General features: G+C 72.8%; 28 protein-coding genes and 1 pseudogene. 15 read left to right on the top strand and 14 right to left on the bottom strand.

The genetic code is table 11. The annotated features are described in order from the left end of the window. Positions 1–11: 11 nt before the first annotated feature. Positions 12–896 carry a branched-chain amino acid ABC transporter permease gene (locus tag ABEA81_RS26900; RefSeq protein WP_345608354.1) on the bottom strand — a complete coding sequence of 295 codons (885 nt, stop codon included), beginning with the start codon at positions 894–896 and terminating at the stop codon, positions 12–14. Between the two features lie 28 nt (positions 897–924). Continuing rightward, positions 925–2,142: an amino acid ABC transporter substrate-binding protein gene (locus tag ABEA81_RS26895; protein WP_345608352.1), complete on the bottom strand. Its 1,218-nt coding sequence runs from the start codon at positions 2,140–2,142 to the stop codon at positions 925–927. A 94-nt stretch (positions 2,143–2,236) separates the two neighbouring features. On the opposite strand from ABEA81_RS26895, the gene ABEA81_RS26890 reads away from it, so the two are divergent. Further along, positions 2,237–3,274 (top strand): LacI family DNA-binding transcriptional regulator, encoded by a 1,038-nt coding sequence (locus ABEA81_RS26890; protein ID WP_345608350.1) that lies wholly within the window; start codon positions 2,237–2,239, stop codon positions 3,272–3,274. Here ABEA81_RS26890 and ABEA81_RS26885 read toward each other — a convergent pair. From ABEA81_RS26885 to ABEA81_RS26875, 3 genes are read right to left on the bottom strand one after another with little or no spacing between them, the layout of a single operon-like run. Next, entirely contained in the window at positions 3,267–4,106 is an 840-nt protein-coding gene (locus ABEA81_RS26885; protein WP_345608348.1) for a class I SAM-dependent methyltransferase, read from the bottom strand. The genes ABEA81_RS26890 and ABEA81_RS26885 overlap by 8 nt on opposite strands. A gap of 1 nt (position 4,107) precedes the next feature. Then, positions 4,108–4,461: a VOC family protein gene (locus ABEA81_RS26880; protein WP_345608346.1), complete on the bottom strand. Its 354-nt coding sequence runs from the start codon at positions 4,459–4,461 to the stop codon at positions 4,108–4,110. Between the two features lies 1 nt (position 4,462). Beyond that, on the bottom strand, positions 4,463–4,636 hold the full coding sequence (locus tag ABEA81_RS26875; RefSeq protein WP_345608344.1) for a ribbon-helix-helix domain-containing protein: 174 nt from the start codon (positions 4,634–4,636) through the stop codon (positions 4,463–4,465). 137 nt (positions 4,637–4,773) lie between these two features. Between ABEA81_RS26875 and ABEA81_RS26870 the strand changes: the two genes are divergently transcribed. The 6 genes and pseudogenes from ABEA81_RS26870 to ABEA81_RS26845 all read left to right on the top strand — a co-directional run bounded on the left by ABEA81_RS26870 (position 4,774) and on the right by ABEA81_RS26845 (position 8,989). Next, complete coding sequence (locus ABEA81_RS26870) at positions 4,774–5,148, top strand: hypothetical protein (RefSeq protein WP_345608342.1); 375 nt, start codon at positions 4,774–4,776, stop codon at positions 5,146–5,148. A 306-nt stretch (positions 5,149–5,454) separates the two neighbouring features. Then, positions 5,455–7,143 (top strand): hypothetical protein, encoded by a 1,689-nt coding sequence (locus ABEA81_RS26865; protein ID WP_345608340.1) that lies wholly within the window; start codon positions 5,455–5,457, stop codon positions 7,141–7,143. A 129-nt stretch (positions 7,144–7,272) separates the two neighbouring features. Further along, a complete protein-coding gene (locus ABEA81_RS26860; protein WP_345608338.1) occupies positions 7,273–7,509 on the top strand; it encodes a hypothetical protein in 237 nt (78 codons plus the stop codon). Positions 7,510–7,565: 56 nt separating this feature from the next. Further along, positions 7,566–7,895: a hypothetical protein gene (locus ABEA81_RS26855; RefSeq protein WP_345608335.1), complete on the top strand. Its 330-nt coding sequence runs from the start codon at positions 7,566–7,568 to the stop codon at positions 7,893–7,895. 59 nt (positions 7,896–7,954) lie between these two features. Further along, positions 7,955–8,267 (top strand): annotated as a pseudogene (locus tag ABEA81_RS26850) (ArsR/SmtB family transcription factor); the annotation flags it as partial. A 41-nt stretch (positions 8,268–8,308) separates the two neighbouring features. Continuing rightward, entirely contained in the window at positions 8,309–8,989 is a 681-nt protein-coding gene (locus tag ABEA81_RS26845; RefSeq protein WP_345608549.1) for a hypothetical protein, read from the top strand. A gap of 19 nt (positions 8,990–9,008) precedes the next feature. Here the strand turns inward: ABEA81_RS26845 and ABEA81_RS26840 are convergent, their stop codons facing one another. The 5 genes from ABEA81_RS26840 to ABEA81_RS26820 all read right to left on the bottom strand — a co-directional run bounded on the left by ABEA81_RS26840 (position 9,009) and on the right by ABEA81_RS26820 (position 14,476). After that, complete coding sequence (locus ABEA81_RS26840) at positions 9,009–9,521, bottom strand: beta-class carbonic anhydrase (protein ID WP_345608331.1); 513 nt, start codon at positions 9,519–9,521, stop codon at positions 9,009–9,011. 178 nt (positions 9,522–9,699) lie between these two features. Then, entirely contained in the window at positions 9,700–11,223 is a 1,524-nt protein-coding gene (gene arfA, locus ABEA81_RS26835) for an arabinosylfuranosidase ArfA (protein ID WP_345608329.1), read from the bottom strand. A gap of 13 nt (positions 11,224–11,236) precedes the next feature. Beyond that, positions 11,237–12,160 (bottom strand): carbohydrate ABC transporter permease, encoded by a 924-nt coding sequence (locus ABEA81_RS26830; protein WP_345608326.1) that lies wholly within the window; start codon positions 12,158–12,160, stop codon positions 11,237–11,239. After that, entirely contained in the window at positions 12,157–13,098 is a 942-nt protein-coding gene (locus ABEA81_RS26825) for a carbohydrate ABC transporter permease (protein ID WP_345608324.1), read from the bottom strand. Before ABEA81_RS26825 ends, ABEA81_RS26830 begins: the two co-directional genes overlap by 4 nt. A gap of 73 nt (positions 13,099–13,171) precedes the next feature. After that, entirely contained in the window at positions 13,172–14,476 is a 1,305-nt protein-coding gene (locus ABEA81_RS26820; RefSeq protein ID WP_345608322.1) for an extracellular solute-binding protein, read from the bottom strand. Positions 14,477–14,584: 108 nt separating this feature from the next. Between ABEA81_RS26820 and ABEA81_RS26815 the strand changes: the two genes are divergently transcribed. Next, the gene (locus ABEA81_RS26815) at positions 14,585–15,562 is read left to right on the top strand and encodes a LacI family DNA-binding transcriptional regulator (RefSeq protein ID WP_345608320.1); all 978 of its coding nucleotides are present in this window, start codon (positions 14,585–14,587) and stop codon (positions 15,560–15,562) included. On the opposite strand, the gene ABEA81_RS26810 is transcribed toward ABEA81_RS26815, so the two are convergent. Continuing rightward, the gene (locus tag ABEA81_RS26810; protein WP_345608318.1) at positions 15,563–15,907 is read right to left on the bottom strand and encodes a DoxX family protein; all 345 of its coding nucleotides are present in this window, start codon (positions 15,905–15,907) and stop codon (positions 15,563–15,565) included. It lies immediately after the preceding gene. A 409-nt stretch (positions 15,908–16,316) separates the two neighbouring features. Next, complete coding sequence (locus ABEA81_RS26805; RefSeq protein WP_345608316.1) at positions 16,317–17,438, bottom strand: M20/M25/M40 family metallo-hydrolase; 1,122 nt, start codon at positions 17,436–17,438, stop codon at positions 16,317–16,319. Positions 17,439–17,535: 97 nt separating this feature from the next. On the opposite strand from ABEA81_RS26805, the gene ABEA81_RS26800 reads away from it, so the two are divergent. From ABEA81_RS26800 to ABEA81_RS26770, 7 genes are all read left to right on the top strand, one after another. Continuing rightward, complete coding sequence (locus ABEA81_RS26800; protein WP_345608314.1) at positions 17,536–18,276, top strand: GNAT family N-acetyltransferase; 741 nt, start codon at positions 17,536–17,538, stop codon at positions 18,274–18,276. Beyond that, entirely contained in the window at positions 18,273–18,923 is a 651-nt protein-coding gene (locus ABEA81_RS26795; protein ID WP_345608312.1) for a MurR/RpiR family transcriptional regulator, read from the top strand. The genes ABEA81_RS26800 and ABEA81_RS26795 overlap by 4 nt, the downstream gene beginning before the upstream one ends. Next, positions 18,924–20,042 carry an o-succinylbenzoate synthase gene (menC, locus tag ABEA81_RS26790; protein WP_345608309.1) on the top strand — a complete coding sequence of 373 codons (1,119 nt, stop codon included), beginning with the start codon at positions 18,924–18,926 and terminating at the stop codon, positions 20,040–20,042. Beyond that, the gene (locus ABEA81_RS26785) at positions 20,039–21,457 is read left to right on the top strand and encodes a Na+/H+ antiporter NhaC family protein (protein ID WP_345608307.1); all 1,419 of its coding nucleotides are present in this window, start codon (positions 20,039–20,041) and stop codon (positions 21,455–21,457) included. Before menC ends, ABEA81_RS26785 begins: the two co-directional genes overlap by 4 nt. Then, positions 21,454–23,031 (top strand): N-acyl-D-amino-acid deacylase family protein, encoded by a 1,578-nt coding sequence (locus ABEA81_RS26780; RefSeq protein ID WP_345608305.1) that lies wholly within the window; start codon positions 21,454–21,456, stop codon positions 23,029–23,031. Before ABEA81_RS26785 ends, ABEA81_RS26780 begins: the two co-directional genes overlap by 4 nt. 77 nt (positions 23,032–23,108) lie before the next feature. Beyond that, entirely contained in the window at positions 23,109–24,524 is a 1,416-nt protein-coding gene (locus ABEA81_RS26775) for a Na+/H+ antiporter NhaC family protein (protein ID WP_345608303.1), read from the top strand. Continuing rightward, complete coding sequence (locus ABEA81_RS26770; protein WP_345608301.1) at positions 24,521–25,288, top strand: hypothetical protein; 768 nt, start codon at positions 24,521–24,523, stop codon at positions 25,286–25,288. The genes ABEA81_RS26775 and ABEA81_RS26770 overlap by 4 nt, the downstream gene beginning before the upstream one ends. A gap of 19 nt (positions 25,289–25,307) precedes the next feature. On the opposite strand, the gene ABEA81_RS26765 is transcribed toward ABEA81_RS26770, so the two are convergent. Both ABEA81_RS26765 and ABEA81_RS26760 read right to left on the bottom strand, forming a co-directional pair. Then, the gene (locus tag ABEA81_RS26765; RefSeq protein WP_345608299.1) at positions 25,308–25,913 is read right to left on the bottom strand and encodes a hypothetical protein; all 606 of its coding nucleotides are present in this window, start codon (positions 25,911–25,913) and stop codon (positions 25,308–25,310) included. 296 nt (positions 25,914–26,209) lie between these two features. Further along, on the bottom strand, positions 26,210–26,629 hold the full coding sequence (locus tag ABEA81_RS26760) for an ester cyclase (RefSeq protein ID WP_345608297.1): 420 nt from the start codon (positions 26,627–26,629) through the stop codon (positions 26,210–26,212). Positions 26,630–26,661 lie beyond the last annotated feature (32 nt).

Genomic DNA, 26,661 nt, shown 5'->3' with positions numbered 1-26,661 from the left:
AAACGCGCCTTTCAAAAACGTTGCGCAAGGCGACCTCCGAAGAAGCCCTGTGGCCGCACCAGCAGGGTGGCGAACAGCGCGAGGTAGAACACCGTCTGCGCCCACGTCGTGCCGAGCGGCAGCTGCAGCAGGCTCTGCCCGACGCCGAGGACCATCGCCGCGATCGCCGCGCCCGGGATGCTCCCCAGCCCGCCGACCACGATGATCGCCATCAGCGGGCCGATCCAGTGCCAGTGCAGCGACGGGTAGATCGTGGAGTCGAGGGAGAGCGCCGTCCCGCCGACCGCTGCGGTGGCCAGGCCGAGGCCGAAGCCGTAGCCGGCCACCCGGTCGGTGTCGATGCCGATCAGCCGGGCCGCCTGCGGGTGCTGGATGGTGGCACGCAGCGCCTGGCCGAACCGGCTGCGGGTGAGCAGCAGGTACAGCGCGAGCAGCGAGAGTGCGGCCAGCCCGAACGCGATCAGCTTGACGACCGCCACCTGCGCGCCGAACACCTCGATGCTCGCGGCGCTGTAGGTCAGCTGCACCCGCCGCTGCGTGCCGGAGTAGACGAACCCCAGCATCCCCTCGATGACCAGCGCCACGGCGAACGTCAGCAGCACCGACATCATCGTCACCGACGCCGGCCGCAGCCGGGCGAGCAGCAGCCGCTGGAACCCGACGCCCGCGACGAAGAACAGCGGCACCGTGACCACCAGCGACAGCAGCGGGTCGATGCCGAAGCGCTCGTGCACGTCCCACGCCAGGTACCCGGCGAGCACCAGGAACGCCGCGTGGGCGATCATCACCACCCGCATCACGCCGAAGTACAGCGTGAGCCCGGCGGCGAGCAGCGCGTAGAGCCCGCCCAGCAGGACGCCGAGCACCAGGCTCTGGAACAGGAGTGATCCGGTCACCGGGACGTCCGTTCGCTCGCGAGCTCGCTCACCAGGACGCCTTCGGGTACGTGAACTCCGCCTCGGCGGTGTCCTTCGGCAGCACGATCCGGATCTGGCCGTCGACGTACTGCTGGATGAGGTGGGCGCTCTGCGGGCGGCCCTGGGCGTCCCAGTTCAGCGGGCCGACCACGGTGTCCACGGTGTTGGTGCGCAGCCAGTCGACGAGCCGCTGCTGGCACTCGCCCTGCTCGGCGCAGCCCACGGCCTGCACGGCGGCGGCCACGACCTGCCCGGTGGTGTAGGCGTTGGCCTCGTCCTCGGTCGGCGGGGTGCCGTGGGCTGCGGTGTAGCGCTGCACGAACTCGACGTTGGACGGGAACGGGGCCGCCGTCGTGTACCCCGTGGGGGACAGGATGCCCTCGGTGCGGGACCCGATCGCCGCGGAGAACTCCGGGTTGGTCGGTGCCGTGGTGAACGCGGCCAGCTTGGGCTGGTAGGCGAGCTGCTGCAACGCGACGATCAGGTTGACCGCGTCCTGGTACTGGGTGCCGCCCACGACCACGTCGGCCCGCGAGTCGGCGATCTGGGCGGCGATGGAGGAGAAGTCGGTGGTGTTGGGTGGGTAGACCTCGTCCACCACGGTCCGGATCCCGACCGCCTCCAGCTTGGCCTTCAGCCCGTACGCCGTGCCCTGGGCGAACGGGTCGTCCATCGCGGCGTAGGCGGCGGTCTGCGGCCGCTGCCCCTCGGGCATCGCGATGATCGCCTCGGCGAGGTGGTTGTAGTGGTCGTCGGCGATCGCGGGCGCGGCGTAGAAGAGGTTGTCGAAGCCCTGCTCGAACACCTCGGCGGCGGCACCGGCGGGCTCGACGAAGAGCATCCCGTACTCCTTCGCGACGCGCGCCGACGGCACGACGAGCCGGGTGGAGAACGGTCCGAACACCAGGTCGACCTGGTCCTGGGCGATCAGGGACTCGTAGTCGGCCACGACGCGGTCGGCGTTGGACTGGTCGTCGAGGATGCGCAGCTCCACCTGCCGGCCGAGCAGCCCGCCGGTCGAGTTCACCGCGTCCGCCCACGCCTCGTAGCCGCGCTGGACCCCCTTGCCGGGCTCGGAGAAGTCCCCGGTGAGCGGCAGCGAGATGCCGATCGTGATCGGTTCGGACGGGTCACCGCCACCGGCCGCACCTCCGGAACACGCGGTGAGGACGAGCGCCGAGATGCCGGCGAGGCATCCCAGGCGGAGGGTGGTGCGGGCGTTCATCGGGGGATCTCCTCCTCGTCGAGGAACGTAAGCGCTTTCCGAAAGCGCTTGCGTAGACTACGGACGACCCCGGCGAGCTCGCAAGGAGGCACCGATGCCCAAGCCCCGGTCGGCGCCGCGCCTGGCGGACGTCGCGCTGCGCGCCGGGGTGTCGATCGCCACGGCGTCCCGGGCCCTCGCCCGCCGCGAGGGCGTGAGCGAGGCGGTGGCCGCGCACGTGCGCGAGGTGGCGCTGCGGATGGGCTACGTCGCCAACATCCATGCCCGCACGCTCGCGGGCGGCGCCACCTCCACGGTGGGCCTGATCGTCCACGAGATCGGCGACCCGTACTTCGCCGAGATCGCGAGCGGGGTGATCGGGGTGGCCTCGCAGCGGGGCTTCTCCGTGCAGATCTGCCACTCCGGCCGGGACCCCGCGGGCGAGCTGCACCAGATCCGCACGCTCATCGCCCACCGCACCGACGCGATCGTCGTGGCCGGGTCGGGCTACACCGAGCCCGCGATGCAGGCCGAGTCGAACGCGCTGCTCACCGCGTTCCAGGAGACCGGAGGACGGGTGGCGGTCATCGGCCGCCACCACATCGCTGCCGACGCCGTGCGCCCGGACAACGAGGCGGCGGGCGCCGCCGCCGCCGCCCACCTGCTGACGCTCGGGCACCGCCGGATCGGGGTGATCAGCGGTCCGCCCGTCCTCACCACCGTGGCCGACCGGCTCGCCGGCGTCGAGAAGGCGCTCGCCGCCCACGGCCTCACACTCGACGACGTGCCGGTGTTGCCCACCGACTTCACCCGCAACGGCGGGCACTCCGGGGCCGAGCGGCTACTGGCCGAGCACCCCGACCTCACCGCGCTCATCGCGCTGAACGACCTCATGGCGATCGGCGTGCTGTCCGTGCTGCGCGCCCGCGGGATCGCCGTGCCGCAGCAGATGTCCGTGGCGGGGGTCGACGACGTCGCCGTCGCGGCCGACCTCGCCCCGAGCCTCACCACCGTCCGGCTGCCGATGACCGAGATGGGCGAGCTGGCCCTCACCATGGCGCTCAAACCGCCCTCGGCGCGCAGGAGGCGCAAGAACACCGGCCACGAGCTGATCGTGCGCGACTCGACGGGCCCGGTACCGCCCGTCAGGTAGTGGCGATCAGCAGGTCCTCACCGCTCGGTGGGCGCAGGCCGTCGCTGCGGCCTGAGAAGTAGCGCTCGGCGTACGAGGTGCCTGGCACGTGCCGCACGCCCGGGAAGCCGGCCTCGCGGGCGAGCGCCATCATCTCCCCCGGCGGGTACATGCTGACGAACGGCGTGCCGGACGCCCGGGCCGCGTTCTCGACCGCCTGCCGCATCGGGCGGTCGCCGGCGTCGAGCAGCTCGGTCGGCAGCTGGAACGTCATGACCAACGTCGAGCCCGGTGCGAGGCCCGCGAGCCGGCGGAGGGTGGCCGCCGTGGCGTCCTTCGTGAGGTACATGCTCACCCCGGCGGAGGCGACGACCGCGGGGCGGGTCGGGTCGAACCCGGCCGCGGCGAGCCGCGCCCACCAGTCGTCGCCCGCCTCGAGATCGACCGGCACGAGGCGCAGGTGGTCGGGAACGCCGTAGCCGAGCTCGACCAGGCGGCGCCGCTTCCACGCCTGCGGTCCGGGCTGATCGACCTCGAACACCCGCACGTGCGGGGCGCGGGCCGAGGTGCGCTGGGCGAACGTGTCGAGCCCCGCGCCGAGGATCACGTACTGATCCGCACCCCGCTCGAGGACGAGGTCCTCGATGAACCGCGAACGGGCGACGACGCCCGCCCGGAACCCGGCCGTCGCGCGCGGATCCATGTCCGGACGGTCCCGCCAGCCCTCCCCGGGGTCTGCGAGCCGCAGCCCGATGCCGTCGGCGAGCACGTGCGGCGGCGGGTCGACCTGCAGGTGCATCGCCCGCCAGAGCGCGACCCGCTCCGCCGTGCTCTCCGGCGCCTCGGTGGGCACGTCAGCCCTTCGCCTTCGCCTGCAGGCTCCAGAGCCGCCCGTCGGGGTCGCGGACGGTCATCTCCCTGGTGCCGAAGTGCGTGTCCGCGAACGGGGTGACGACCTCGACCCCCGACCCGGGCCGGAACGCATCGGCATCGGCATCGGCGACCTTCAGCACGATCCGCGGCTCCTGCGGCTCCCGGTCCTCGGGTACCTCCGCGACGAACACGTACGGGCCGTCCCCGTTGCGGAGCAGGCCCGAGTTGTGGTCGGTGGCGAACTCCAGGTCGAAGCCCAGTGCCTGGAAGAACCTCGCCGCCTTCCCCCAGTTGTGGGTCTCCAGGAACACGGCCTCGATGCCTTCGGTGGTCATATCAGGTCTCCTCCCCCGACCGCGGGCGTTCGTCGTGGGCGTCGAGGTAGGCCCGCAGCGCATCGGCGACCAGTGCCGAGAGCGACATCTCGGACTCGATCGCGCGGTGCTTGACCCGCCGGATCAGGCTGATCGGCAGGTACACGTTGAACTGCTTGACCTCCTCGGCGTCCACGATGCCGACCCTAGCATGCTAGCAAGCTAGTCCCGCACAGCTCGCGCAGATCGGACGGACAGCTCGTTCCCAGGAACGCCCACCAAGGTCGGTGCCGGCCGCGGCGAGGGACCGCGGCCGGATCAGGAGAGAAGGAGATGTCCGACTCGCGGACCGGTCGCCGGTGGCTCCCCGCGCCCTTCACCGCGGCCGGCCTGGTGGTACTCGCGGCCTGCGGCGGTGGCGACAGCACGGCCCCGACCGACGCCCCCGCCACCGCCCCGGAGACGACGGCGTCGGCCGATGCCTTCGCCGACTGCATGACCGCGCAGGGGGTACCGGCGCCGGAGGGGGGAACGAGGATCACCGGACCCCGTCAGGGTGAGCCGGGTCAGCGGCAGGACGCGCCCGTGACCCGCCGCAACCCGCCGCCCGCGCCCGACGGCGTCGATCCCGAGAAGTGGGAGGCGGCGCTGGAGGCGTGCGGTCCACCGGGCGTGCGCCGGACCGCCGCCCCGGGAGGGGGTGCGTGATCGTCGGATCGGCCGGACCCGGACCCTCAGGACGCGGGCCATGATGGGCGTTGCCTCCTTGAGCAGGGCAGCACGACCTTGATCGGGGCAGCACGACCTTGATCGGGGCAGCACGACGCGCGTCCCACGCGGGCCGGCTCGATCGCGCAGTTCGGGGCGGCAGGTGTCGGGGGGCCGGGCCGCCGAGGTGGTGCCGCCGACCTCGCTCCCGGCGAGCGGCGCGTCACGCGCAGCACACCCCGATCCGGCGATCTTTTGTGGGGCCCCCCTCGATCGGGAACTTCGGGGCCTGCCAAGGTTGGTCGAGTGCGACTCGTGTTCGGCCCCGACGATCTGGAGGAGTACTCCGCCGTTCGCGACCGCCTGCGCCTGCACATCGTCGCGTGGGCCCGCAGGCGAGGCATTGCGGTGGAGCCGTCACTGGTAGCGGCCGCCCTCGACCACAAACACAGCGTCGACGGCAGGCTCGGGCACTGGACCCGGCGCCACGTCGCCGACGCACTCGCCGTGTGGTTCCCGCGCACCGTCGCGCTGCTCGAGGACGACCGGGACGCCGTCCCGACCGCGTTGCACGCCCTGATCGGTTTCCTCGACGAACACGAGTGGCTGGACTCGCGCTCGGCGCCCGCTGCGGAGCTGCACGAGCAGGTCCGCGACTCCACCCCCGCGTTGCACGACGCGCTCGACGACGAGCGCAACCACGACCTCGGAACGTTCTGGGCCGTGCAGATGCTGCGCCACGGGGTGGCCACTGCCGACCCGTCGGCCGTCGCGCGGTTCCTGCAGCAGGTGCACTCGGGCGAGCTGGAGATCGACCGCGCGGCGCTGGAGGAGATCCAGCGCAGGCAGGCCGACGAGCCGCCCGAGCAACCGCAGCAGGACCTGCCGCCGGTGCTGCTGCCGAGCGCGGCGCAGATGCTCGCGGCCGCCGACTCCTCGGTGGCGCTCGCCCGGCTGCGCGCGTTCACGCGGTGGGTGCGGGCCGGCCGCGCGCTCACCCGCGAGGGGCGCCTGCTGCTCTCCGACGCCCGCGCCGTGGCCGACGCGCTGGACCTCGACCACTTCTCCCGCGACCGCGCCCGCACCAGCGACGACCTCCCCGAGATCAGCCTGCTCCTGCACTGGGCCCGGCAGGCCCGCCTGGTCCGGGTGGTGCGCGGACGGCTGGTGCAGGTCCGCAGCGCCGCGCCGCTGCTGTCGCGGCCGATCGAGCTGTGGCGGCGCGCGTTCGAGGCCGTCGGCGGGATCGGCGAGCACTTCGGCGGCAGCAACGTGTTCGGGGCGCCGTCGCTGTTCGGGATGAGCCTGGGCGAGGCCTACCCGATCCTGCTGTACCAGCTCTACGCCGCGGGCGGCGAGCCGATCCCGGTGGAACGGTTCCACCGGGCGGTGCGCGAGACGGTGAACGACCGGATGGGCTGCGTCGTCGACGACCTCGCCGGCGACGTCGAGCACCGGCTGTGGCGCCGCGACGTCACCGCGCTGCTCGACGCGCTGGAACTGCTCGGCGCGGTCCAGCTCTCGGAGAGCCTCGGCGTGGAGGACGGCGAGGGCATGAGGGAGCTGATCGCGCTCGCCGGACGGGACGACCCCGACCCCACCCTCGTCGCCCTCACGCCGATCGGGATCTGGGCCGTGCGGGAGATGCTCGTCGAACGGGGGGTGCACGCACCGCTCGTCGGCGAGCTCGCCGACGAGGACATCGAGTACGTATGCGTCCGCATGGCGGGCGTGAGCCGGGACGTGGCCGAGGCCGAGCTCTCGGCGTGGGTGAAGGCCCGCACGGGGCGGGCCGCGAGCCACGAGATCATGCGCTACCTGCAGCGGGTCGAGGTGCCTGCGCACCGCGAGCTGGCGCTCTTCGCGCTCTCGCGCTGCGGCGCGCCCGGGCGGGAGACGAGCCGCTGGCGGGGCCGGGTGAGCGCGGCGCTGCGGGCCCCCGCGAGCGGCGCCCAGCCCCGCGTCGAGTGCGACGCGCGCCTCGCCCGGCCCTGATCCGCCTCCCCGGCGTCACACCCCGGCATCACACCTTCGGGTGACACCCGCGTCGCACCGTGACACCGGTGGGCGGCAGCGCGAATACGGATGCGTACAGCGACCGGAGCGCCGAAAGAAGGAGCCGACGTGGCCACGCCCGACCCCTACCAGTACTGGTCCGGGGCTCCGAAGCACTGGGTGCACGTCCCGGCGCAGCGGAGCGGCCCACCCGCCCCCCACCAGCTGGACGCGGCGCCCGGCGGCCCGGCCGGCGAGGTCGGCAGGGGCGAGCGCGGGGGGTGGACCGTCGCCGCGATCGCGCTCGCGGTGGCCCTCGTGGCGTTCCTGCTGATCGCCGCCGGCACCGCGTTCACCCTCCCGTAGCGGTACCACCAGGCCGTCGCAGGGCTCATCATCGCGTGCGAACCTGGGGAGTGGCCATGCGCATGATCGTCTCGCTGCTCGTCGCCGCCGCCGCGACGTTCCTCGTTCCCGGGATCGCCGTGGCCGATTCCGAGACGTACGAGGTCAGCCACTCGTGGAAGCTCACCTACGTGGACGGCGACCCGACGATCGTGCCCCCCGCCGACGACGACGTCGTGGAGGTCACCTGCCACAACGAGGACGTGATGCGGGACTGGCACGTCAACGACAAGGACCTCGTCGACGAGTCGCGGGAGAAGGCCGACGGCACCGGGATCCAGGTGCGGCCCCAGTTCACCGGGAAGGCCGCCACCCTCGAGATCACGGTCGAGTGCGAGAGGGGCTGACCGGCCGGTTCGAGACCCACGCACATCACTTCTCATCCAGTTGCCAACATGTGCAATTGATGAGCTCACCCCTGTACCAGCTCAAGGCTGAGTTCTTCAAGACGCCGGGGCACCCGGTGCCGATCCGGGTGCTCGAACTGCTGAGCATCCGCGAGCACGCGGTGTCCGAGTTGCCGGCCGAGATCGAGATGAGCCGGCGAACCTGTCCCAGCAGCTGGCCGTGCTGCGCCGGGCGGGGTGGGTGACGTCACGCCGGGGAGGCTCCGCGGTGCACTGCTCGCTGACCGGTCCCGGGTCTCGGAGCTGCTCGCGATGGCCCGCTCGATCCTCACCGGCGTCCTGTCCGGCCAGGTCGAGCTGCTCGCGGACCTGGGGCGCAGCCCGACGCCCCGGCCGAGTTCGCCGCCCAGATCATGTCGGTCCGGCTCGCCGGCTCACCCGGCGACCCGTGCGCCGGCGCTGCCGACGCCGCAGCGAAGATCCACGAAGCGTTCACCGGACCTCCACCGGAGCCGGCCCCGCCCCCTCCGCATCTCGGGTTCGCCGTCGGCGAGCCCGACGCGGAGATGCCGGCGGCATGTGGGGCGTTCTCCAACACCGTTCCCGAGACCTGCCGGGCCCCGCTGTCGGTTCCGGTGCCGGCCACGGCACCCGATGTGCTGCGCGCGAGCGAGAGCTTGTTCGCCGCCGACATGACCTGTGCCGTCCTGCACGACGCCGCCACACCGGTCCTGGGCGATGCCATCGAGGTCGCCGCGCAGATGAACGCCGGCGGCGTCGGTTGCATTGGTCTGACCAACGATGCTCACCTGGTGTACCTCGGCTTCTTCTCCCACGCCACCGCCGGTGAGTACTGCCGGGACTTCGAGAAGAACGAGGTGCAGATCGCCGGCCGCACCGTGACCCAGTGCTCCGGCCGGGGGACCTTCAACCTCTACCTGCCAGCTGCTCCCGACCCCGGGGCACCCGCGTCGCGCTGGTGGAGGCACGCCTCGTCGCGCCACGCGGCGACATGTCGTGGAGTCCCGGTGACTCCGACCCGCCCGCCGTGGCGCGGATGGAGGATGGGACCACCCGCATCGCCGAGAACGTGATCAACCGGACGCTGTCGCGTTAGGCGCCCTCCGGGACGACGACCTCGTCGAGGACGCCCGCGTGGATGTCGAGCACGAACCCCCGCACGCGGGTGTCCGGGTGCAGGAAGGGGTCGTGGCGCAGCTGGGTGATGTCGCGCCGCACGCTCTGCGCCGGATCGCGGAACGCGTGGGTGCGCCACGACGGCCGCATCCCGGTCTCCGCGGCGAGCTCCTCGCAGAACTCGTCGTCGGTGAACGTGGTGAGGCCGCAGCCGTTGTGCTGCACGAGGAGCACGTCACGGGTGCCCAGCTGCCGCTGGCTGATCGTCAGGGAGCGGATCACGTCGTCGGTGACCACGCCGCCCGCGTTGCGCAGCACGTGCGCTTCCCCGATCTCCATCTTGAACAGGGCGAAGACGTCGATCCTCGAGTCCATGCACGTCACAACGGCCGTGTGGAGCGACGGCGGCACCGCCAGCCCCTCGGCATTCGCCGCTGCCAGCCGTCCGCCGCCCGCCTCGTACCGCTTGATCAGTTCGTCCGCGCTCACGGGAACAACTAACCACGCAGAGCGCAGGCGCGAGCGGTCGTGGCCACCGAATTGGGGCCGATCTCACGCACGCTGCTCGAACCTGCCGTCATGATCAGCGCAAGCGGTCGCGGAGACGCGATGCTGCGGGTTCACGACGGCAGACGCTGATCACGGGGGGACTCCGGCCCCGGCGGCGTCAGGCGCGGGCCAGCTGCACCACCGCCCAGGACAGCGGGGGCAGCGTCACGTGGGCCAGACCGTCCTCGACCACGACGCCGTCCAGGGGGCGCAGGCCCACCCGGTCGGGGTGCTGCTCGTCGTTCGTGGTGTGGCGGTCCTGGCCCTCGGCGGCAGCGAGCACCGCGGCGTGCTGCACCCGCAGCTCGCCGAAGCCGCGCACGCCGACCTCCACCGCGGCGGCCTCGGCCTGGTCGCGGTTGGCCAGGAACAGTGCGACCACCCCGTTCTCGGCGTCCCACGTGCCGGACGCGTCGACGAGGTCGACGTCACCGAACCGGGGGGTCTCGTAGCGGTCGCTGCGGGTCTGCACGGCGAGGATCTCCCCCGTCGCGCGGCGGCGGACCTGCTCGAACGGGTGCGCGATCGGCTGCTTCCACGCCGGGCCGCCCGGCTCGCTGCGCAGCAGGCCGATCACGTTCACCAGCTGCGCCTGGCAGGCGACGGTGACCCGGTCGCCGTGGCGCAGCAGCGAGTTGAGCAGCGTGCCGACGACCACCGCGTCGGTGACCGAGTACTCGTCCTCGATCACCCGCGGGGCCACCTCCCACTCGCTCTCGCCCTTGGCGATCGCGGACTCGCGGTGGCGCGACTGGTACCAGACGTTCCACTCGTCGAAGGAGATGTCGATCCGCTTGCGGTGCTTGCCGCGGGCGCGCACGGCGTCGGCGGTGGCGACGACCGACTCGATGAAGTGGTCCATGTCCCTGGCGGCGGCCAGGAAGTCGCCCAGATGGTCGTGCTCCTGGTAGTAGGCGTGGGCGGAGATGTAGTCGACCTGGTCGTAGGTCTCCTCGAGCACCACCCGCTCCCACTCGCCGAACGTCGGCATGCGGGAGTTCGAGCTGCCGCACGCGACGAGCTCGATGCCCGGGTCGACGAGGCGCATGGCCCGCGCGGTCTCGGCGGCCAGCCGGCCGTACTCGGCGGCGGTCTTGTGCCCGACCTGCCACGGCCCGTCCATCTCGTTGCCCAGGCACCACAGCTTGATCCCGAACGGGTCGGCATTGCCGTGGGCGCGGCGCAGGTCGGAGTACTTCGTGCCCCCCGGGTGGTTGGCGTACTCCAGGATGTCGCAGGCCTCCTGGATCCCGCGGGTGCCGAGGTTGACCGCCATCATCGGCTCGGTGCCCACCGCCTTCGCCCAGCGGGCGAACTCGCCGAGGCCGAACTCGTTGGTCTCGATCGAGCGCCACGCCCGGTCCAGCCGCCGCGGTCGCTGCTCCTTCGGGCCGACGCCGTCCTCCCAGTAGTACCCGGAGACGAAGTTGCCGCCCGGGTAGCGCACGACGGTGGGGCCGAGCTCGCGCACCAGGTCGAGCACGTCGGTGCGCAGGCCGTCGGCGTCGGCCTTGGGGTGACCGGGCTCGTAGATGCCGGTGTAGACGCAGCGGCCCATGTGCTCGACGAACGAGCCGAACAGGCGCCGGGGAACCGGGGCGATCGTGAAGTCGGGGTCGATGGTCAGGCGTGCTCGGGGCAAGTGCGTCCTCTCTCTACGTTCCGCCGAGGCCGGTGGTGGCGACCCCGCGGATGATCTGGCGCTGGAAGAGCATGAAGACGACGATCAGCGGAAGACCCGCCAGGATCGCCGAGGCCATCACCTGCGCGTAACGGACCCCGAAGCTGCTCTGCACCTGCACGAGCCCCACCGGGAGCGTCATCAGGGCGGGGTCTGAGGTGATGATGAACGGCCACAGGAAGTTGTTCCACGCGTGGATGAACACGAAGATCGCGACGGCGGCGAGGATCGACCGCGACAGCGGCAGCACGATCTGCAGGAAGATCCGCAGCGAGCCGGCACCGTCGACGCGCGCGGCCTCCTCCAGCTCGTGCGGGATGGCGTCGAAGAACTTCTTGAGGATGAACACCATCGCCGGCAGCACCAGCTGCGGGAGGATGATGCCGGCGTAGGTGTCGGCGAGACCCATTGCCAGCACCTGCCGGTACAGCGGCACGATGAGGATCTGCGGCGGCACCATGATCCCGGCGATGGTCAGCGCGAAGAGCGCATTGCGGCCGCGGAACCGGGTGCGGGAGAACCCGTAGGCGGCCGCCGCCGAGAGCGCCACGGTGAGCACCGTGATCACCACCGTGACCACCGTGCTGTTGACGAACCACGTGACCAGGTTGCCGTTGGCGAGCACCGATGCGTAGGCCTGGAGGGTGAACCCGCGGTCGGGGACGACCTCGAGCGGCACGGTGGTGGTGTCCGCCTCGTGCTTGAGCGAGGTGAGCAGCGCCCACACCAGCGGTGCGAGCCAGAGCACGGCCAGCACCGCCAGCGCGGTGACCAGCCCGGCCCGGGCGAGCGGGGTGTAGCGCCGCACGTCCGACGGCCCGTCGTCGGCGCGCGGGCGCCGGGCCCGGGGGACGACGGCGGTGGTGGCGGGGTTCGCGGTGTCGGGCGCGGTGGTCACGGTTCGCTCCTGCGGGTGAGCCGGGCCTGGACGAGGGCGATCAGGACGATCAGCACGAAGAACACGTAGGAGATCGCCGAGGCGTAGCCGAGCCGGTAGTCGGTGAAGCCGGTGTCGTAGACGTACTGCAGGATCGGCGTCGCCGAACCGCCCGGCCCCCCGTTCGCCTTGAACAGGATGTAGGCCTGGTCGAACAGCTTGAGCGAGGCGAGCACCTGCAGCACGATCACGAGCCCGGTGGTGCGGTTCAGCAGCGGCAGCGTGATCGAGAGCAGCCGGCGCCATCCGCCCGCACCGTCGAGCTCCGCCGCCTCGTAGAGCTGCGCGGGGATGGCCTGCAGCGCGGCGAGGTAGAGCAGGAAGTTGAACCCGACCGTCCACCAGACGGTGAGGATCACGACGGACCACAGGCCGATCTCGGGCTCGGTGAGCCAGCCGACCGCCGGCAGCCCGATACCGGTCAGGATGCCGTTGAACAGGCCGAAGTCGCCGGAGAACAGCCACTGCCAGATCAGCACGACCGTGGCCACCGGCAGCAGGAACGGTGCGAAGTACACGAACCGCCAGAACCACTGCCCGCGCACTCCGGTCTGCACCAGCAGCGCCATGGCCAGCGCGATCACCACCAGCGGGATCGTGCTGCCGATGGTGAACAGGACGGTGACGCCGAGCGTGCGCCACACCTCGGGGTCGGAGAACAGGAGCGCGTAGTTGGCGAGGCCGACGAACCGCGACTCGGCGCGCACCAGGCTGGTGTCGAAGAAGCTCAGGCCCAGGCCGTAGAGCAGCGGCCACAGCACGAATGCCGCGTAGACGACCATGAACGGCAGGACGAACCAGATCCCGCCGCGTCCGCCGGCGAGGCCGGGGCCGGTACGGCGGGTCGCCGCGCCCGGCTGCGTCCGGCCCGGCACGGCGAGTGTGCTCGCCGCGGTCATCCGATCCCCCTCGCTGCGCTCGGTCGACGGCTGACGCCATCGCCGTGTCGACCGGTTCGCTCGCTCCGCTCGCTCACAGTGGGCTCCCCAGCTTCAGCTGGGAGTCCAGCCAGCCGATCAGGTCGTCGGCGCCCTGCTCGGGCGTGAGCGCGCGCGACGTGACGCCCTGGATGCTCTGCCCGGCCCGCGACATCAGCGTCGAACCGGAGCCGGAGAAGTAGGCCTCCGGGTCGTACTGCACCACCTGCGCCGCCCCTCGGTAGTTGGATATCGGCTTCTGGGCCAGGTACTCCGGGCTCTCGGCCACGGCGGACAGGGCCGGGATGTGCCCGCCGCCCGAGGCCCAGTCGAGGCTGTTGCGCAGCATCGACACCGCCATGTCGTACGCCGCGCTGCGGGCGGCCGGGTCCACCCGGGCCTGGGCCGGCAGCACGAAGCTGTGGCTGTCGGCCCGCACGTACGGCGTGTCGCCGTAGACGGCCGGGAACTGCGTCATCGAGAACGGGATCTCCGCGGTGCGCGCCGTGGTGACCTCCCACGGCCCGTGGATCAGGAACCCGGTCTGCCGGCTGGCGAACGCCGCGGACGCGGCCTGGCCGTCCAGGGTCGGCGAGGCGACGGTGCCGTCGGCCATGTCCCGCAGGAAGGACATCGCCTGGACCACCGCGTCCCGGTCCACCTCGGCCGGCCCGCCGTCCGGGAGCCGCATCTGCCCGCCGAGCTGGCGGAACACCGACCAGAACACCATCCAGCCGCCGAGGTTGTCGGCGGAGCCGAAGGCGATGCCGGTGCTGCCGGTGACCTCCGCGGCGCGCCGCCCGGCCTCGAGCATCTGGTCCGCGCTGGTGATCGGGGCCAGCGTGCCGTCCGGGGCGAGCAGGCCGGCCTTCTCGCAGATGTCGGTGTTGTAGTAGAGCACCATCGGGTGGGTGTCGAGCGGCAGCGCCATCACCCGGCCGTCGATCGTCACCCGCTTCCGCACCGGCTCCGGGAACTCGTCCATCGACACGCCGCGCGCGGCGAGCTCGTCGACGTCCCACTCGTCGAGCAGGTCGGTGCCGAAGGTCGGCAGCCGGGACGCGTGCAGGGTGCCCAGGTCGGGCGCCCGGCCGCCGGCGCAGGCCATGGCGAGCTTCGTGTAGTACGGCGGGCCCCACATCAGCGTGGTGTCCGTGACGCGGACGTTCGGCGCCTCCGACCGGAAGCGGTCGACGAGACCCACCATGAGCTCGCCGTCGCTGCCGGTGAAGAAGTTCCAGTACGCCAGGTCGACCGCGCCTCCCGGGCCTCGCGCGCACGAGGACAGGAGCGCGGCGCCACCCGCGGCGGCCGTCGCACGCAGGAAGGTGCGACGCGACAGGCGGTGCGAGGTCGTCATCGACCACTCCCCTTTACATCGTGGTAAAACCCTGTCGGGAAGGCGCTTGCCTGTCAAGGGGAGACTGGTGACGTGGGAACAACGCGACGACCGGTGACCATGCGTGACGTGGCGATCGCCGCGGGGGTGTCGCCGAAGACCGTGTCCAACGTCGTCAACGACTACGTCCACGTGCGCCCCGAGACCCGCGCCCTCGTCCGGCGCTACGTCGAGGAGCTGGGCTACCGGCCGCAGGCCGTTGGCCGGCAGCTGCGCCGGGGACGCACCGGCGCCATCGCACTGGCCGTCCCGGGCATCGACATGCCCTACTTCGCCGACCTCGCCGCCCTGCTCGTGAGCGCGGCCCGCGAGCGCGGCCTCACGGTCGTCGTCGAGCAGACCGACGGCGACATCGAACGCGAGCGCGAGGTGGCGGCGGGCTTCCCCGTCCGGTTCGCCGACGCGCTGATCTTCAGCCCGCTCTCGATGCCGCCGTCCGAGCTGGAGGCGCCCCGCCACGACACCCCGATGGTGCTGATCGGCGAGCACGGAGGCGCGGCCGCGGTCGACCACGTGACCAACGCCAGCGTCGACATCGGCGCCGTGGCCGCCAGCCACCTCGCGGCGTCGGGCAGGCGGCGCATCGCGATGGTCGGCTACAAGGAGAACCGGCCCAAGCCGGTGATGGAGCAGCGGATGCTCGGCTACACCCAGGGGCTGCGCGCGGCCGGGCTGCCCGTCGACCGCGCGCTGATCCGCGCCGTGCCCGAATGGGACCGGCAACCCGGCGCCGACGCCGTCGACGCGCTGCTCGCCGAGCACCCGGACGTCGACGCGATCTTCGCGGCCAACGACGTGCTCGCCATCGGCGTGCTCAGCGCGCTGCACCGGCACGGCCGCCGGGTGCCCGACGACGTCGCCGTCGTCGGGGTCGACGACGTGCCCGAGTCCCGCTTCACCACCCCCGCGCTCAGCACCGTCGCGATCGACAGGGCGTTCGTGGTGGAGGCGGCGCTGGAGATGATCACCGCCCGGCTCGCCGACCCGGGCCTCCCGCCCCGCAACCTCACCGCGCCCCACCGCCTCGTGGTGCGGGACAGCGGGTGATCAGACGAGGCTCAGCACGAACGCCGCGACGGCGAGGGCGAGGAAGGCGCCCGGGAAGGCCAGCGCGTAGTTGCACGCCCGCAGGTGGGTGAGCACCGCGCCGACGAAGAAGAGCACGAGCCCGGCCGCGGCCGCCGTGCCGATCAGGGGCACCCCCGCCAGGCCCAGCAGCAGGCCGGCCGCCCCGGCAGCCTTGACGAGGCCCAGCGGCACCAGCCACGACTCGGGCACGCCGACGCTCTCGGAGTTGGCGAGGACGAACCGCGCCCGCAGCACGTCCGCGAGCGCGATCGCGAGGTTGGCCACGACCGTGAGCACCGTGACGATCAGGTAGGCGGTCTGCATCGCTCCTCCTCCATCGGGGACACCGGTATGACGGAGCGAGGAACCCCGAGGTGACCGGCCGGCCCGACACCGACGTCGGCGAGGAGGACGCGTTACCGACGGTCGTGCCCGGCGGCGAGGAACAGCGCGACGAGGAGACCGAGACCGACGAGCTCCCACCCGCCGGCGTGGCGCCAGTAGCGCTCCTTCACGCCGTCTTTGCGGGCGGCCACACACCAACCCTGTCGCTCACACACGAACTGCAGTTGGTGTGCCGGCAACAATGTTGTTGTGCGAGCGCCGAAGTTCGTGCGTGGCCGCCGGCCTCCGCGCGTGAGCCGAGCAACGAGCATCAGGCGGTCACACATGAATTCTGTCGTTCACACACGAACTGCAGTCGGTGTGCGAGCAAGGAAGTTGGTGTGGGAGCTCAGAGGGCTACCAGCACCGCCGCCAAGAGGGCCGCGCGCTCGGCCAGTGACGCGACCTCGATCCGTTCGTCGGGAGCGTGGGCGCCCGCGCCCAGCGGGCCGAAGCCGTCGAGGGTGGGCAGGCCTGCGGCGCCCGCGGTGTTGGTGTCCGCACCGCCTGCGGCCGGGCGTCCGGTGACCTCCTGACCCACGTCCGCACCGGCCGCCGCCACGCGGGCCAGCAACTCGTCGTCCGCGTCGGACCAGGCCGGACGGCTGGTGAGCGTCCGCACGACGACCTCGGCGCCCTCCCGCACGGCGGTGAGCCGCCCGAGCGCGGCGAGCACACGGTCCTGGGTGGCGGTGTCGGTGAACCGCAGGCCGACGTCGGCGGTCGCCCGGTCCGGCACGACGTTGGTGCGGCCTCCCCCACCGACGGTGCCCATGTTGCACAGCACCGTCGGCTCGGCCGCCATGATCTCGCGGACCGCGAACAGCTGGTCCACCAGCTCGTCCACCGCGGAGACCCCCGACTCCGGGTCGAGCGCGGCGTGCGCGGCCCGGCCGGCGACCTCGATGCGCACGCGCGTGCTCCCGAGGCGCGCGGTCTTCAGCGCCCCGCCGGGGTGCGGCGACTCCAGGCCGAGCACCGCGGCGGCGCCATCCACGTGGGCCTCGACGAGCGGGCGCGCGGTGGGGCTGCCCACCTCCTCGTCGGCCACCACGACGAGGCGGACCGGCCGCGCGGGCGCCACCCCGCACTCCCGCATCGCCGCGAACGCCAGCTCGGCGACGACCAGCCCGCCCTTCATGTCGTAGACACCGGGGCCGCGCAGCACCCCGTCGTCCTCGGTGACCGGCATCGACTCGCACGTGCCGCGCGGCCACACCGTGTCGTGGTGGCCGAGCAGCAGCACGTGCGGCGCGTCGCCCTCACCCCACCGCGCGACGAGGTGGTCGCCGGTCTCCTCCGCGACGCGCTCGGTGTGGGCACCCAGCTCCCGGTAGCGCGCCTCGAGCACGTCCGCGAGCGCGTCGAGCGCGGCCGCGTCGCCGGTGGGCGTCTCGTGCCGGGCGTACGCGACCAGCCGCGCGAGCGCGTCGTCGGCGAGAGCGGCTGCGGCGCCGGAAAAGTCGGCCATGGATACGGACTATATCTTCGACCGCTTCGTGTTGACACCCTGCTCTTCCGGCGGTATGACCATCACCCATACGTTGCGTATCACCGTTGGGAGCAGCATGCCCGGGATCACGACCCGGCCCCTCGCCACCACCGCCGAGCGGCTCGCCGCCGTCCGGCTCTACCGCGAGGTGTTCGGCCTGCCCGGCGACGACCCGGCGTTCACCCCGAAGCTGCTCTCCGCGCTGCGGCACACCGGCGGGTCGGCCGTCGGCGCGTTCGACGAGGACGACCGCCTGGTGGGCTTCACCTACGGCTTCGTGGGGCTCGACGACGGCACGCCGTACCACTACTCGCAGACGGCGGCGGTCGCCCCGGCCGCGCAGGGCCGCGGCGTCGGCCGGCAGCTCAAGCGGGCGCAGGCCGAGGTGGCCCGGCGCGCGGGCGTGCGGACGATGCGGTGGGCGTACGACCCGCTGCAGGCCCGCAACGCCCATTTCAACCTCGACGTGCTCGGCGCCGTCGGCCGCTGGTTCCACCGCGACCTCTACGACATGGAGGACCACAACGGCCGCACCGACCGGGTCGTCGTCGAGTGGGACCTCGACGAGCCGCCGCCCGCGGCGGTCCCGCCGCTGTCGCGCGACGTCCCGGACTGGGGCGGGTGCCGGCCGGACGGTGACGTCTGCTGGCTCGCGGTGCCGGCGAGCGGCGACGAGCTCCGGCGCACCGGCCGGGCGCTGGAGGTGCGCGACCGCGTCGCCGACGAGCTGACCCGGCTCCTCGGCTCGGGCCGGGTGCTGCTGTCGTGCCGGCGCGCCGACGACCGCACGGCCCTCTACTGCGTGGGGGCGCGGTGACGGTCGAGAACCGCCGGCTCAGCACGCCCGACGAGCGTTACGGTGCCCGCCTGCAGCGCCGTTCCACCGCCACCGCCCTGCTGCAGCAGGTGGTCGCCCAGGAGACCGCGAACCTGTCCGCCACCCTGGAGCGCCTGCAGGCCGACGGCTCGCTGGAGCAGGCCGCGCGGCGGATCGTCGCCGCCAAGCGGCGGTTCGTCGCCGGCGGGTCCAAGTCGTGGTCCTACGCCTCGCTGCTGGCCACGGACCTGTCGGCGAGCATGGCCAACGTCACCCTGATCGACGGCACGGTCGTACGGGCGGTCGACGTGCTCTCGGACGTGCGGCCCGGCGACGTGCTGGTCGCGTTCTCGCTGCGCCGCTACGCGCGCTCGACGATCGCGGTGGCCGAGGAGTTCGCCGCGGCGGGCGGCGCGGTCGTCGGCGTCACCGACGACGCGGACAGCGCGGTGGCGCGGGTGGCCGACGTCGCGGTCGTCGTGAGCACCGACAGCGCGTCCTACGCCGACTCCCCCACCGCCGTCGCCGCCGTCGTGCACATCCTCGCCACCCTCGCCGCGGCCAGCGCGAAGGGCGCGCGCAGGCGGCTCGCGCGCCGCGACGTGCTCACGGCGCGCCTCGGCGTCTACGCGGACGGAGACCGATAGGTGCGGATCGATCGGATCGAGCTGCTGCAGGTGCGGCTGCCACTGGTGCACGAGTTCGAGACCAGCTCGCACCGCAAGTCCTACCTCGAGCACGTGCTCGTGCGGGTCGAGGACGCAGGCGGAGCGGTGGGCTGGGGCGAGGTCGCGTCGCCGTCCGGGCCCTTCTACGCCGCCGAGACCGTCGAGACGTGCTGGACAATCGGCTCCGCGTACCTGGCGCCCGCGCTGCTGGGCGCGGAATGGGAGCACCCCGCGCGGGCCTCCGTGGCGTGGGAGAAGGTGCGTGGCAACGAGTTCGCCAAGGCCGGCTTCGACATGGCGTGCTGGTCGCTCTGGTCGTGCGCCGAGGGCGTGCCGCTGGCCGGGGCGCTCGGCGGGGAGCGCCGGACCGTGGTCGCGGGCGTCAGCCTCGGCATCGAGCCCGGCGTGGACGCGCTGGTGGAGCAGGTGCGCAGGCAGGTCGAGGCCGGCTACCCGCGGGTGAAGCTGAAGATCGCACCCGGGTGGGACGTGGAGCCCGTGGCCGCCGTCCGCGCCGAGTTCCCCGACCTGGCGCTGCACGTCGACGCGAACGGCGCCTACACCGAGGACGAGGACCACCTCGTGGCGCTGCGCGCCCTCGACGGCGCCGGCCTCACCATGATCGAGCAGCCCTTCGCGCCGCGCGACCTCATGGCGTCCGCCCGGCTGCAGGCGGTGCTCGACACCCCGGTCTGCCTCGACGAGTCGATCGTCGACGGGCACGACCTGGAGACCGCACTCGCCGTCGGCGCGGGGCGGGTGCTCAACATCAAGGTCTCGCGGATGGGTGGGCTCACCGCCGCCGTCGCCGCGCACGACCTCGCCCGCGAGCACGGCGTCCCGGTGTGGTGCGGCGGGATGCACGAGTTCGGCGTCGGCCGCGCCGCCAACGTCGCGCTGTCCAGCCTGCCCGGGTTCGTCCTGCCGTCGGACGTCTCCGGTTCGGACAAGTACTACGCGCGCGACGTGGTCACCCCACCGATCCGCGCCGACCACGGCAACGTCGCCGTGCCGTGGGACACCCCCGGCCTCGGGCACGACGTCGATGAGGACTTCGTGCGGGCGCATGCCGTCCGCACCCACGAGGGGACCCGATGACCCAAGAGACCGACCGCGCCAACGCCTACGAGCTGGAACAGGGCCGCGGCCGCCGCATCGTCACCACCGCCATCGCGGTCGCCGGCCTGGTCGTCTGCGCCGTCGCGGGCGCCGTGGCCGAGGCACCGACGCTGTGGGGTGTCGTGCCGATCGCCATGTACGCGGTGCTGTGCCTGCTCGGCATGGACCTGGTGATCGCCACCGTGGTGAGCCTGGTGGGCGGCGTGCTCATCGCCCGGATGACGCCCGCCGACTTCGGGGATCTCCTCGGCAAGTCGATGGGCGACCTCGTCACCACGATCGGCGTGATCATCATGCTCGGCGCCGGCGTCGGTGAGGTGCTGCGCGTCACCGGGGTGGCCCACACCATCGTCCACTGGGTGCTGCGGGTGGCGGGCCAGCGCAGCCAGCGGGCCGTGCTGCTGGGCGTGATGCTGTCCTGCCTGGTGCTCGTCACCAGCCTCGGCACGCTCGCCGGCGCGCTGGCGATCTCGGCGCCGATCCTGCTGCCGGTCGCGGCGCGCGTGGGCTTCACGCGCGCGGCCACCGCCGCGATGATGTTCGTGGGCGGCTGCGCGGGGCTCGCGCTCGCCCCGTTCGCCGGGTCGAACGTCGCGATCATGGAAGCCGCGGACGTCGGCTACCTGACCTACCTGCAGTACGGCGCGGCGCCCCTGGCCGTGCTGTCGCTCCTCGTCGCGATGGTCGTCGTGCCCTGGATCCAGCGGCGCAGCGCGCGCCTCGGCGACTTCTACACCGATGCCGACCTCGAGACGGAGGAGGCGGAGGTGCCCGCGTCCGCCGGGCGGGCCACCGCGGTGTTCCTCGTGCTGCTCGCCGCTACCGTCGCCTACGCGACGATCACCGCGGCCGGCACCTCGTTCCCGCTGCTCGCGTTGCCGCTCCTGGGCATCGCCACCGGGCTGGCGGCCCGGCTCCCCACCACCGACATCGCCCGGCACCTCTACCGCGGCGCGGCCAGGCTCGTGAGCATCTTCCTGCTGTTCTGGCTGCTCGCGGCGCTGTTCCTGGTGATCGACGGCCTGAAGCCCTACGACGTCGTGCTGCAGATCTTCGGACCACAGCTGCAGAGCTCGTCCGGCCTCGGCTTCGCCGCCGCGATCGCGCTGCTGGGGTGGGTCGGCGTGCCCGGGGCCACCGCCGCCCAGGTCGTGCTGTTGGACAAGGTGTTCGGCGATCTCGCCACCACCGTCGGGCTCGGCGCGGGCGCCTGGGTGATCGTGCTGCTGTGGGCGTCGAAGGCCGACACGTACGGCCCGTTCCCGAACGCCAACATGGTGGGCGCGATGGGCCTCGCCCGGTCGACGAACCTGAGATCGCTGCTGCTCACCGGGTGGCTGGTACTGATCCCGGCCTCGCTGATGTACGTCGCGATCCTGGCGGTGCTGACATGAGTGCCCTCGTCATCGCCGGTGGCACGGTCGTCGACGGCACCGGCGCTCCCGGGCGGGCGGCGGACGTCGGCGTCACCGACGGCCGGGTGGACGCCGTCGCCGCACCGGGCACGATCGCCGGCCGGCGGATCGACGCCGACGGGCTCGTGGTCTGCCCCGGGTTCATCGACCTGCACTCGCACGCCGACTTCAGCATCGCCGGGCACCCGGCCGCCGACACCGCCGTCACCCAGGGCGTCACCACGCTGGTGACAGGCAACTGCGGCTTCTCGCCGTTCCCGGTCGGCGACCTCGACACGCTGCGGTCGGCGTCGGCGTTCCTGCAGGCGGAGCTGGACTGGACCTGGACCGACGCGGCGGGCTACGCCGACACCGTCGACGGCACCCGGCCCACGGTGAACCTCGCGCTGCAGGTGGGGCACTCCGCGCTGCGCCTGGCCGTCATGGGCGGCGCGGAGCGCGCACCGTCGCCCGCGGAGCTGGAGCGGATGGAGGAACTCCTCGCCGCGGCGGCCGGGCAGGGGGTCTGGGGCTTCTCGACCGGGCTCATCTACGCGCCGGGCGCGTACGGGGACAGCGCCGAGGTCACCGCGCTGGCGCGGGTGGCCGCCGCCCACGGCCTGCTCTACTCCACGCACATGCGCAACGAGGCCGACACCCTGCTCGACGCCGTGCGCGAGGCGGTCGCCACCGCCCGGGCCACCGGGGTGCGGCTGGAGATCTCGCACCTCAAGGCGATGGGCCGAAGCAACCACGGCGCCGTCGCCGAGGCGCTCGCGATCATCGACGGGGCCCGCGCCGACGGCGTGGACGTCACCTGCGACGTCTACCCCTACACGGCCTCGTCCACCACCCTCACCTCCCGGCTCCCGGCGTGGGCGCTCGACGGCGGCGTGGAGCGGATGCTCGAGCGGCTCGCCGACGGCCCCACCCGGGAGCGGGTGGCCGCCGGGCTGCGCGACCGCATGGCCCGCGACGTCGACCCCGAGGGCGTGGTGATCGCCGACCTGCCGCCCGGGCCGTTCACCGACGCGCGCGGGCGCAGCATCGCCGACATCGCCCGCGATCTCGGCACCGACCCCGCCGACGCCGCGCTGCGGGTGCTCGCCGGGCACCGGGGCGCCGTGTCGATCGTGAACCACGCGATGGCGGCCGCCGACGTCCGCACGGTGCTGGGGCACCCGGCCGCCAGCGTGGCCAGCGACGGCTGGGTGCTGCGCCCCGACGGCCCCGGCCGGCCGCACCCGCGCAGCTTCGGCACGTTCGCCCGGGTCCTCGGACCGTACGTGCGCGACGGGGACCTGCCGCTCGCCACGGCCGTCCACAAGATGACCGGGCTGCCCGCCGCCCGCCTCGGCATGACCGACCGCGGCGTCCTGCGCCCCGGCGCGGTCGCCGACATCGCCGTCCTCGACCCCGCGACGGTGACCGACCGCTCCACCTACGACGACCCGTGGCAGCTCTCGACGGGCGTGCAGCACGTCCTGGTGGCGGGCGAGCCGGTGCTGGCGGACGGGGCGCTCACGGATGCCCGCCCGGGAAAGGTCCTCCGCCGCTCCGCGCCTCCCCCGTGACAGCGAAGTGGCTTTGCTGACCCGAGACGTCAGCAAAGCCACTTCGCTGACATCCCGCCCGCTCCCCTGGAGGCACCGTGACCTCGTCCACGTCGGACATCAACATCTACACGCTCGACATGTCGCGGCGGCAGGCCGTCGCCGCGGCAGCGCTCTACGCCGTCGCGCTGGTCGCGAGCATCGCCGTGGCGATCCAGACCGACCAGCCGGGGTTGTGGGGGCTCATCCCGATCGTCGTGTACGCGGGGCTCGCCCTGCTCGGCGTCGACATGGTGCTGGCCACGCTGGGCGCGGTGGTCTCCGCCGTGGTGCTGACGCGGTCCACGCCCGCGGCGCTCGGGCCGGTGCTGATCGAGTCGATGGGTTCGCTGATCGCGCTGCTCGGCGTGATCATCCTGCTCGGCGCGGGCCTCGGCGAGGTGCTCAAGCGCACCGGGGTGGCCGAGTTCATCGTGCTGAGCGTGGTGCGCAAGGTCGGGCTGACCACGCAGCTGCGGGCGCAGCTCGGCGTGATGATCGCGTGCACCGTGCTCGCCGGGGCGCTCGGCACGCTCGCCGGGTCCGTGGCGATCGTCGCGCCGATCGTGATCCCGCTGCTCGCCGCGCTGGGGTTCTCGACCACGGCCACCGCGGCGATGTTCTTCTTCAGCGGCCTCGCCGGGCTCACGCTCAGCCCGTTCGCGCCGATCACCGCGAGCATCTACGGGGCGGCGCAGATCAGCTGGATCGGCTACGTCCTCGCCGCCGGCCTGCCCACCGCTGCCGTCATGTTCGGCGTCGGCTTCCTCGCCGTCCGGTGGAACCAGCGCCGCACCGCGGAGGCCTTCCCCTACCCGCCCGAGCGCGCCGTCGACCTGGATGACGTGCACGACCCCGCGCCGGGCGCCGGGCGCGCCACCGCCGCCTTCCTGGTCGCGTTCGTCGCGCTCGTGGTCTACAGCGGGCTCACCGCGGCGGGGGCCACGTTCGTCCCGGTGGCGCTGATCCTCCTCATCGCGGTCACCGGGATCGCGGCGCGCCGGCCGATCGGCGAGCTGATGGGCGCGGTCTACGCGGGGGCGAGCAGGCTGCTCGGGATCTTCTTCCTGTTCTTCCTGCTCGCCGTGCTCTTCACGCTGGTCGACTCGATGGGCGTCTACGACGGCGTCGCGGAGCGGTTCGCGCTCTCCACGCTCGGCCCGTACCTGTTCTGCCTGGTCGTCGTGCTGATCGGCTGGGTCGGTGTGGCCGGGGCCGCGGCCGCGCAGGCGGTGCTGGTGAACCAGGTGTTCGGGCCGCTCGCCGCGGCGCTCGGCGTGCCGCCAGCGGCGTGGAGCCTCGTGCTGCTCGCCGGGGCGCAGACCGACGGGCTCGGCCCGTTCCCCAACCCCGACATGATCGGGCAGATGGGCCTGGCCGAGTCCCGGTCGCTGCGCTGGCAGCTGCTGTCGTCGTACCTGGTGCTCGTCCCCGTCGTCGCGCTCTACGCCGTGCTGCTGGGGATCTACCTGTGACGGCCACCGACGTGCTCGCCACCCTCCCCGAGGGCGCCTCCGCCCAGGTCGCGGGCGAGGTGTCCGGCTCGCCCCAGTACGGAGGGGCACCGCTGCGGGCCACCTCCGCCCGGCGCGGCGCCGTCCGGTTGCGCTGCGCGTCGGTGACCAAGCCGCTGATCGTGTGGGCGGCGGGCGGCGGGCGCGGCGAGGACGCCGAGCGGGCGGTCCGCTACTCCGACAACGCCGCCACCAACCGCATCTGGCACGCCGGCCCGCCGCCGCGGATCCTCGACCGGCTGGCCGCCTCCACCACCGTGCGCTGGCGGATGGCGAACGCGGATCCCGGCTGGTTCGGCGGGGTCGAGGTGAGCGCCACCGAGCTCGTCACGGCCTACGGGGCGCTCGCCCGCGATCCCGGCGCGGCGCGGGTACTGGGCTGGATGCGCGCCGTGGCCCCCGAGCAGGCCTTCGGGATTCCCGACGCCGTGGCGGACACGCTCGGTGTCCCGGCCGCGGACGTCGCGGTGAAGGCGGGCTGGATCGGCCACCCCGACGAGACCGTGCTGCGCACCCACGCTGTCGCCGTCGCGGAGCGGGACGGCGAGACCGTGGTCGTCGCCGCCATGTCCGCCCTCCCCTACCCCGCCGATCGCGAGCGCTACCAGCAGGACCTGCGCGCCGGGCGCCCGGTCGTCGACGTGCACGAGCAACTCGCCGGGCCGCTCCTGCGCGACCTGCTCGCGGCGACCTGTCGCGACCTGGCCCGTCTGGGCGTCCGGTAGCCGGAGCGCGACGGGCGGATCAGCCCTGCGGAACGAACCCGAGCGTGCCGGAGCTCTTCTTGTAGCCGGCGTTCAGGAGGTCCTGCCGGTTGTCACGGGCGATCCGCCAGACCGTGCCCTTGGCGTAGCGGTAGAGCGGCATCGTGCCCTCCTCCTGCTCGGCGAGCACGTACCCGATCACACCCTTGTCGACGAACCGCCGCGGGGCGTCGGAAGCGGTGAGGGCATCGATCTCCGGCTGGTACGACGAGACGATGTAGGTGTGGTACGACACGTTCAGCTGCTTCAACCGGTGCAGGGGAACGGATCCGGGCACCTTCTTCGTGAACATCCGGATCCCGGCCGCCTCACCCGTCGGCCGGTTGCCGTGCACCCCCTCGGCCGCAGCCGCCTCCTCCTCGTTCAGCGTGTAGAAGGTCCCCTTGTCGTCGGAGGTCTTGAACTCCTTCAGCTCGGCCGTGTTCTCCCACTCCTGCTCGACGGTCGCGACCGCAGGCCGGGCGGCCGACGGTTCCGCGACGGCGACACCGGTGGTGACGAGCGGGCCCACCGCGACCGCGACGCTCACGGCGATCGAAGCGCCGACGCGGAACGCGACCGACGCTGCCGGGTTCTTTCGAGGCATGACGTCCCTTTCACGGGTGTTCATCGAGGCGCCATTTCCGATGGGCGGGATTCCACGGGAAAGGCAGCCGTCCGGGGAGCTGGGGCAAATCTGGCACGATCGACTGCGGCGTGGAACAACCGGACTTGCCAGGGACCGACGCTTTCTCGCCAATCGCGGCGGCGACCGCGAGGTCGGCGAGCGGGAGCACCACGATCGAGGCGGGGGGCCGGCGCCGAACGGGGCCCGGCCCCCGGTGGGTGAGCTCTGCGCCGGACCACGACCGGACCCCCTCCATCCGGTCGTGGTCCGGCCCGTCATCCCGCCGCGACGCCGAGCTGGGTGAGCAGCTCGAGGGTGTCGTAGTAGAACCGCGAGCTCACGATCCTGCCGTCGCGGGCGGTGTGGACCCCCGCGGCCGGGACCGAGATCCGGCGTCCGGTGGGCGGGATCTCGCTCCCGTCCGCTCCGGCCAGCACGCCGGTGTGCGTCCCTTCCAGCACCGGCTCCTCGACGCCGATGTCGCCCGCTCCGATGATCGGGTGCGGGAGCAGGACGCGGTTGTCCGGGAAGGCGGTCATGAACGCCGTCCAGAACTCGGTGACCCCCTGGTGCCCCTTGCCGACGAAGCCGGGGGCCGTGATCTCGCAGTCGTGGTGGTAGGCCGCGAGGTAGCCGTCGAGGTCGCGGTCGTTCCACGTGTCGGTGGTGAGCTGGATGAGGTGTGCTGCGTCCATGCGGGCACGGTAGGAATCCCGGGCCGCCGGAA

It is taken from the genome of Pseudonocardia adelaidensis (genome assembly GCF_039543345.1).
Taxonomy (GTDB): Bacteria; Actinomycetota; Actinomycetes; order Mycobacteriales; family Pseudonocardiaceae; genus Pseudonocardia; species Pseudonocardia adelaidensis.
Note: the sequence above shows the minus strand (reverse complement) of the source record. Positions and strands in the feature narration are given on the sequence as shown.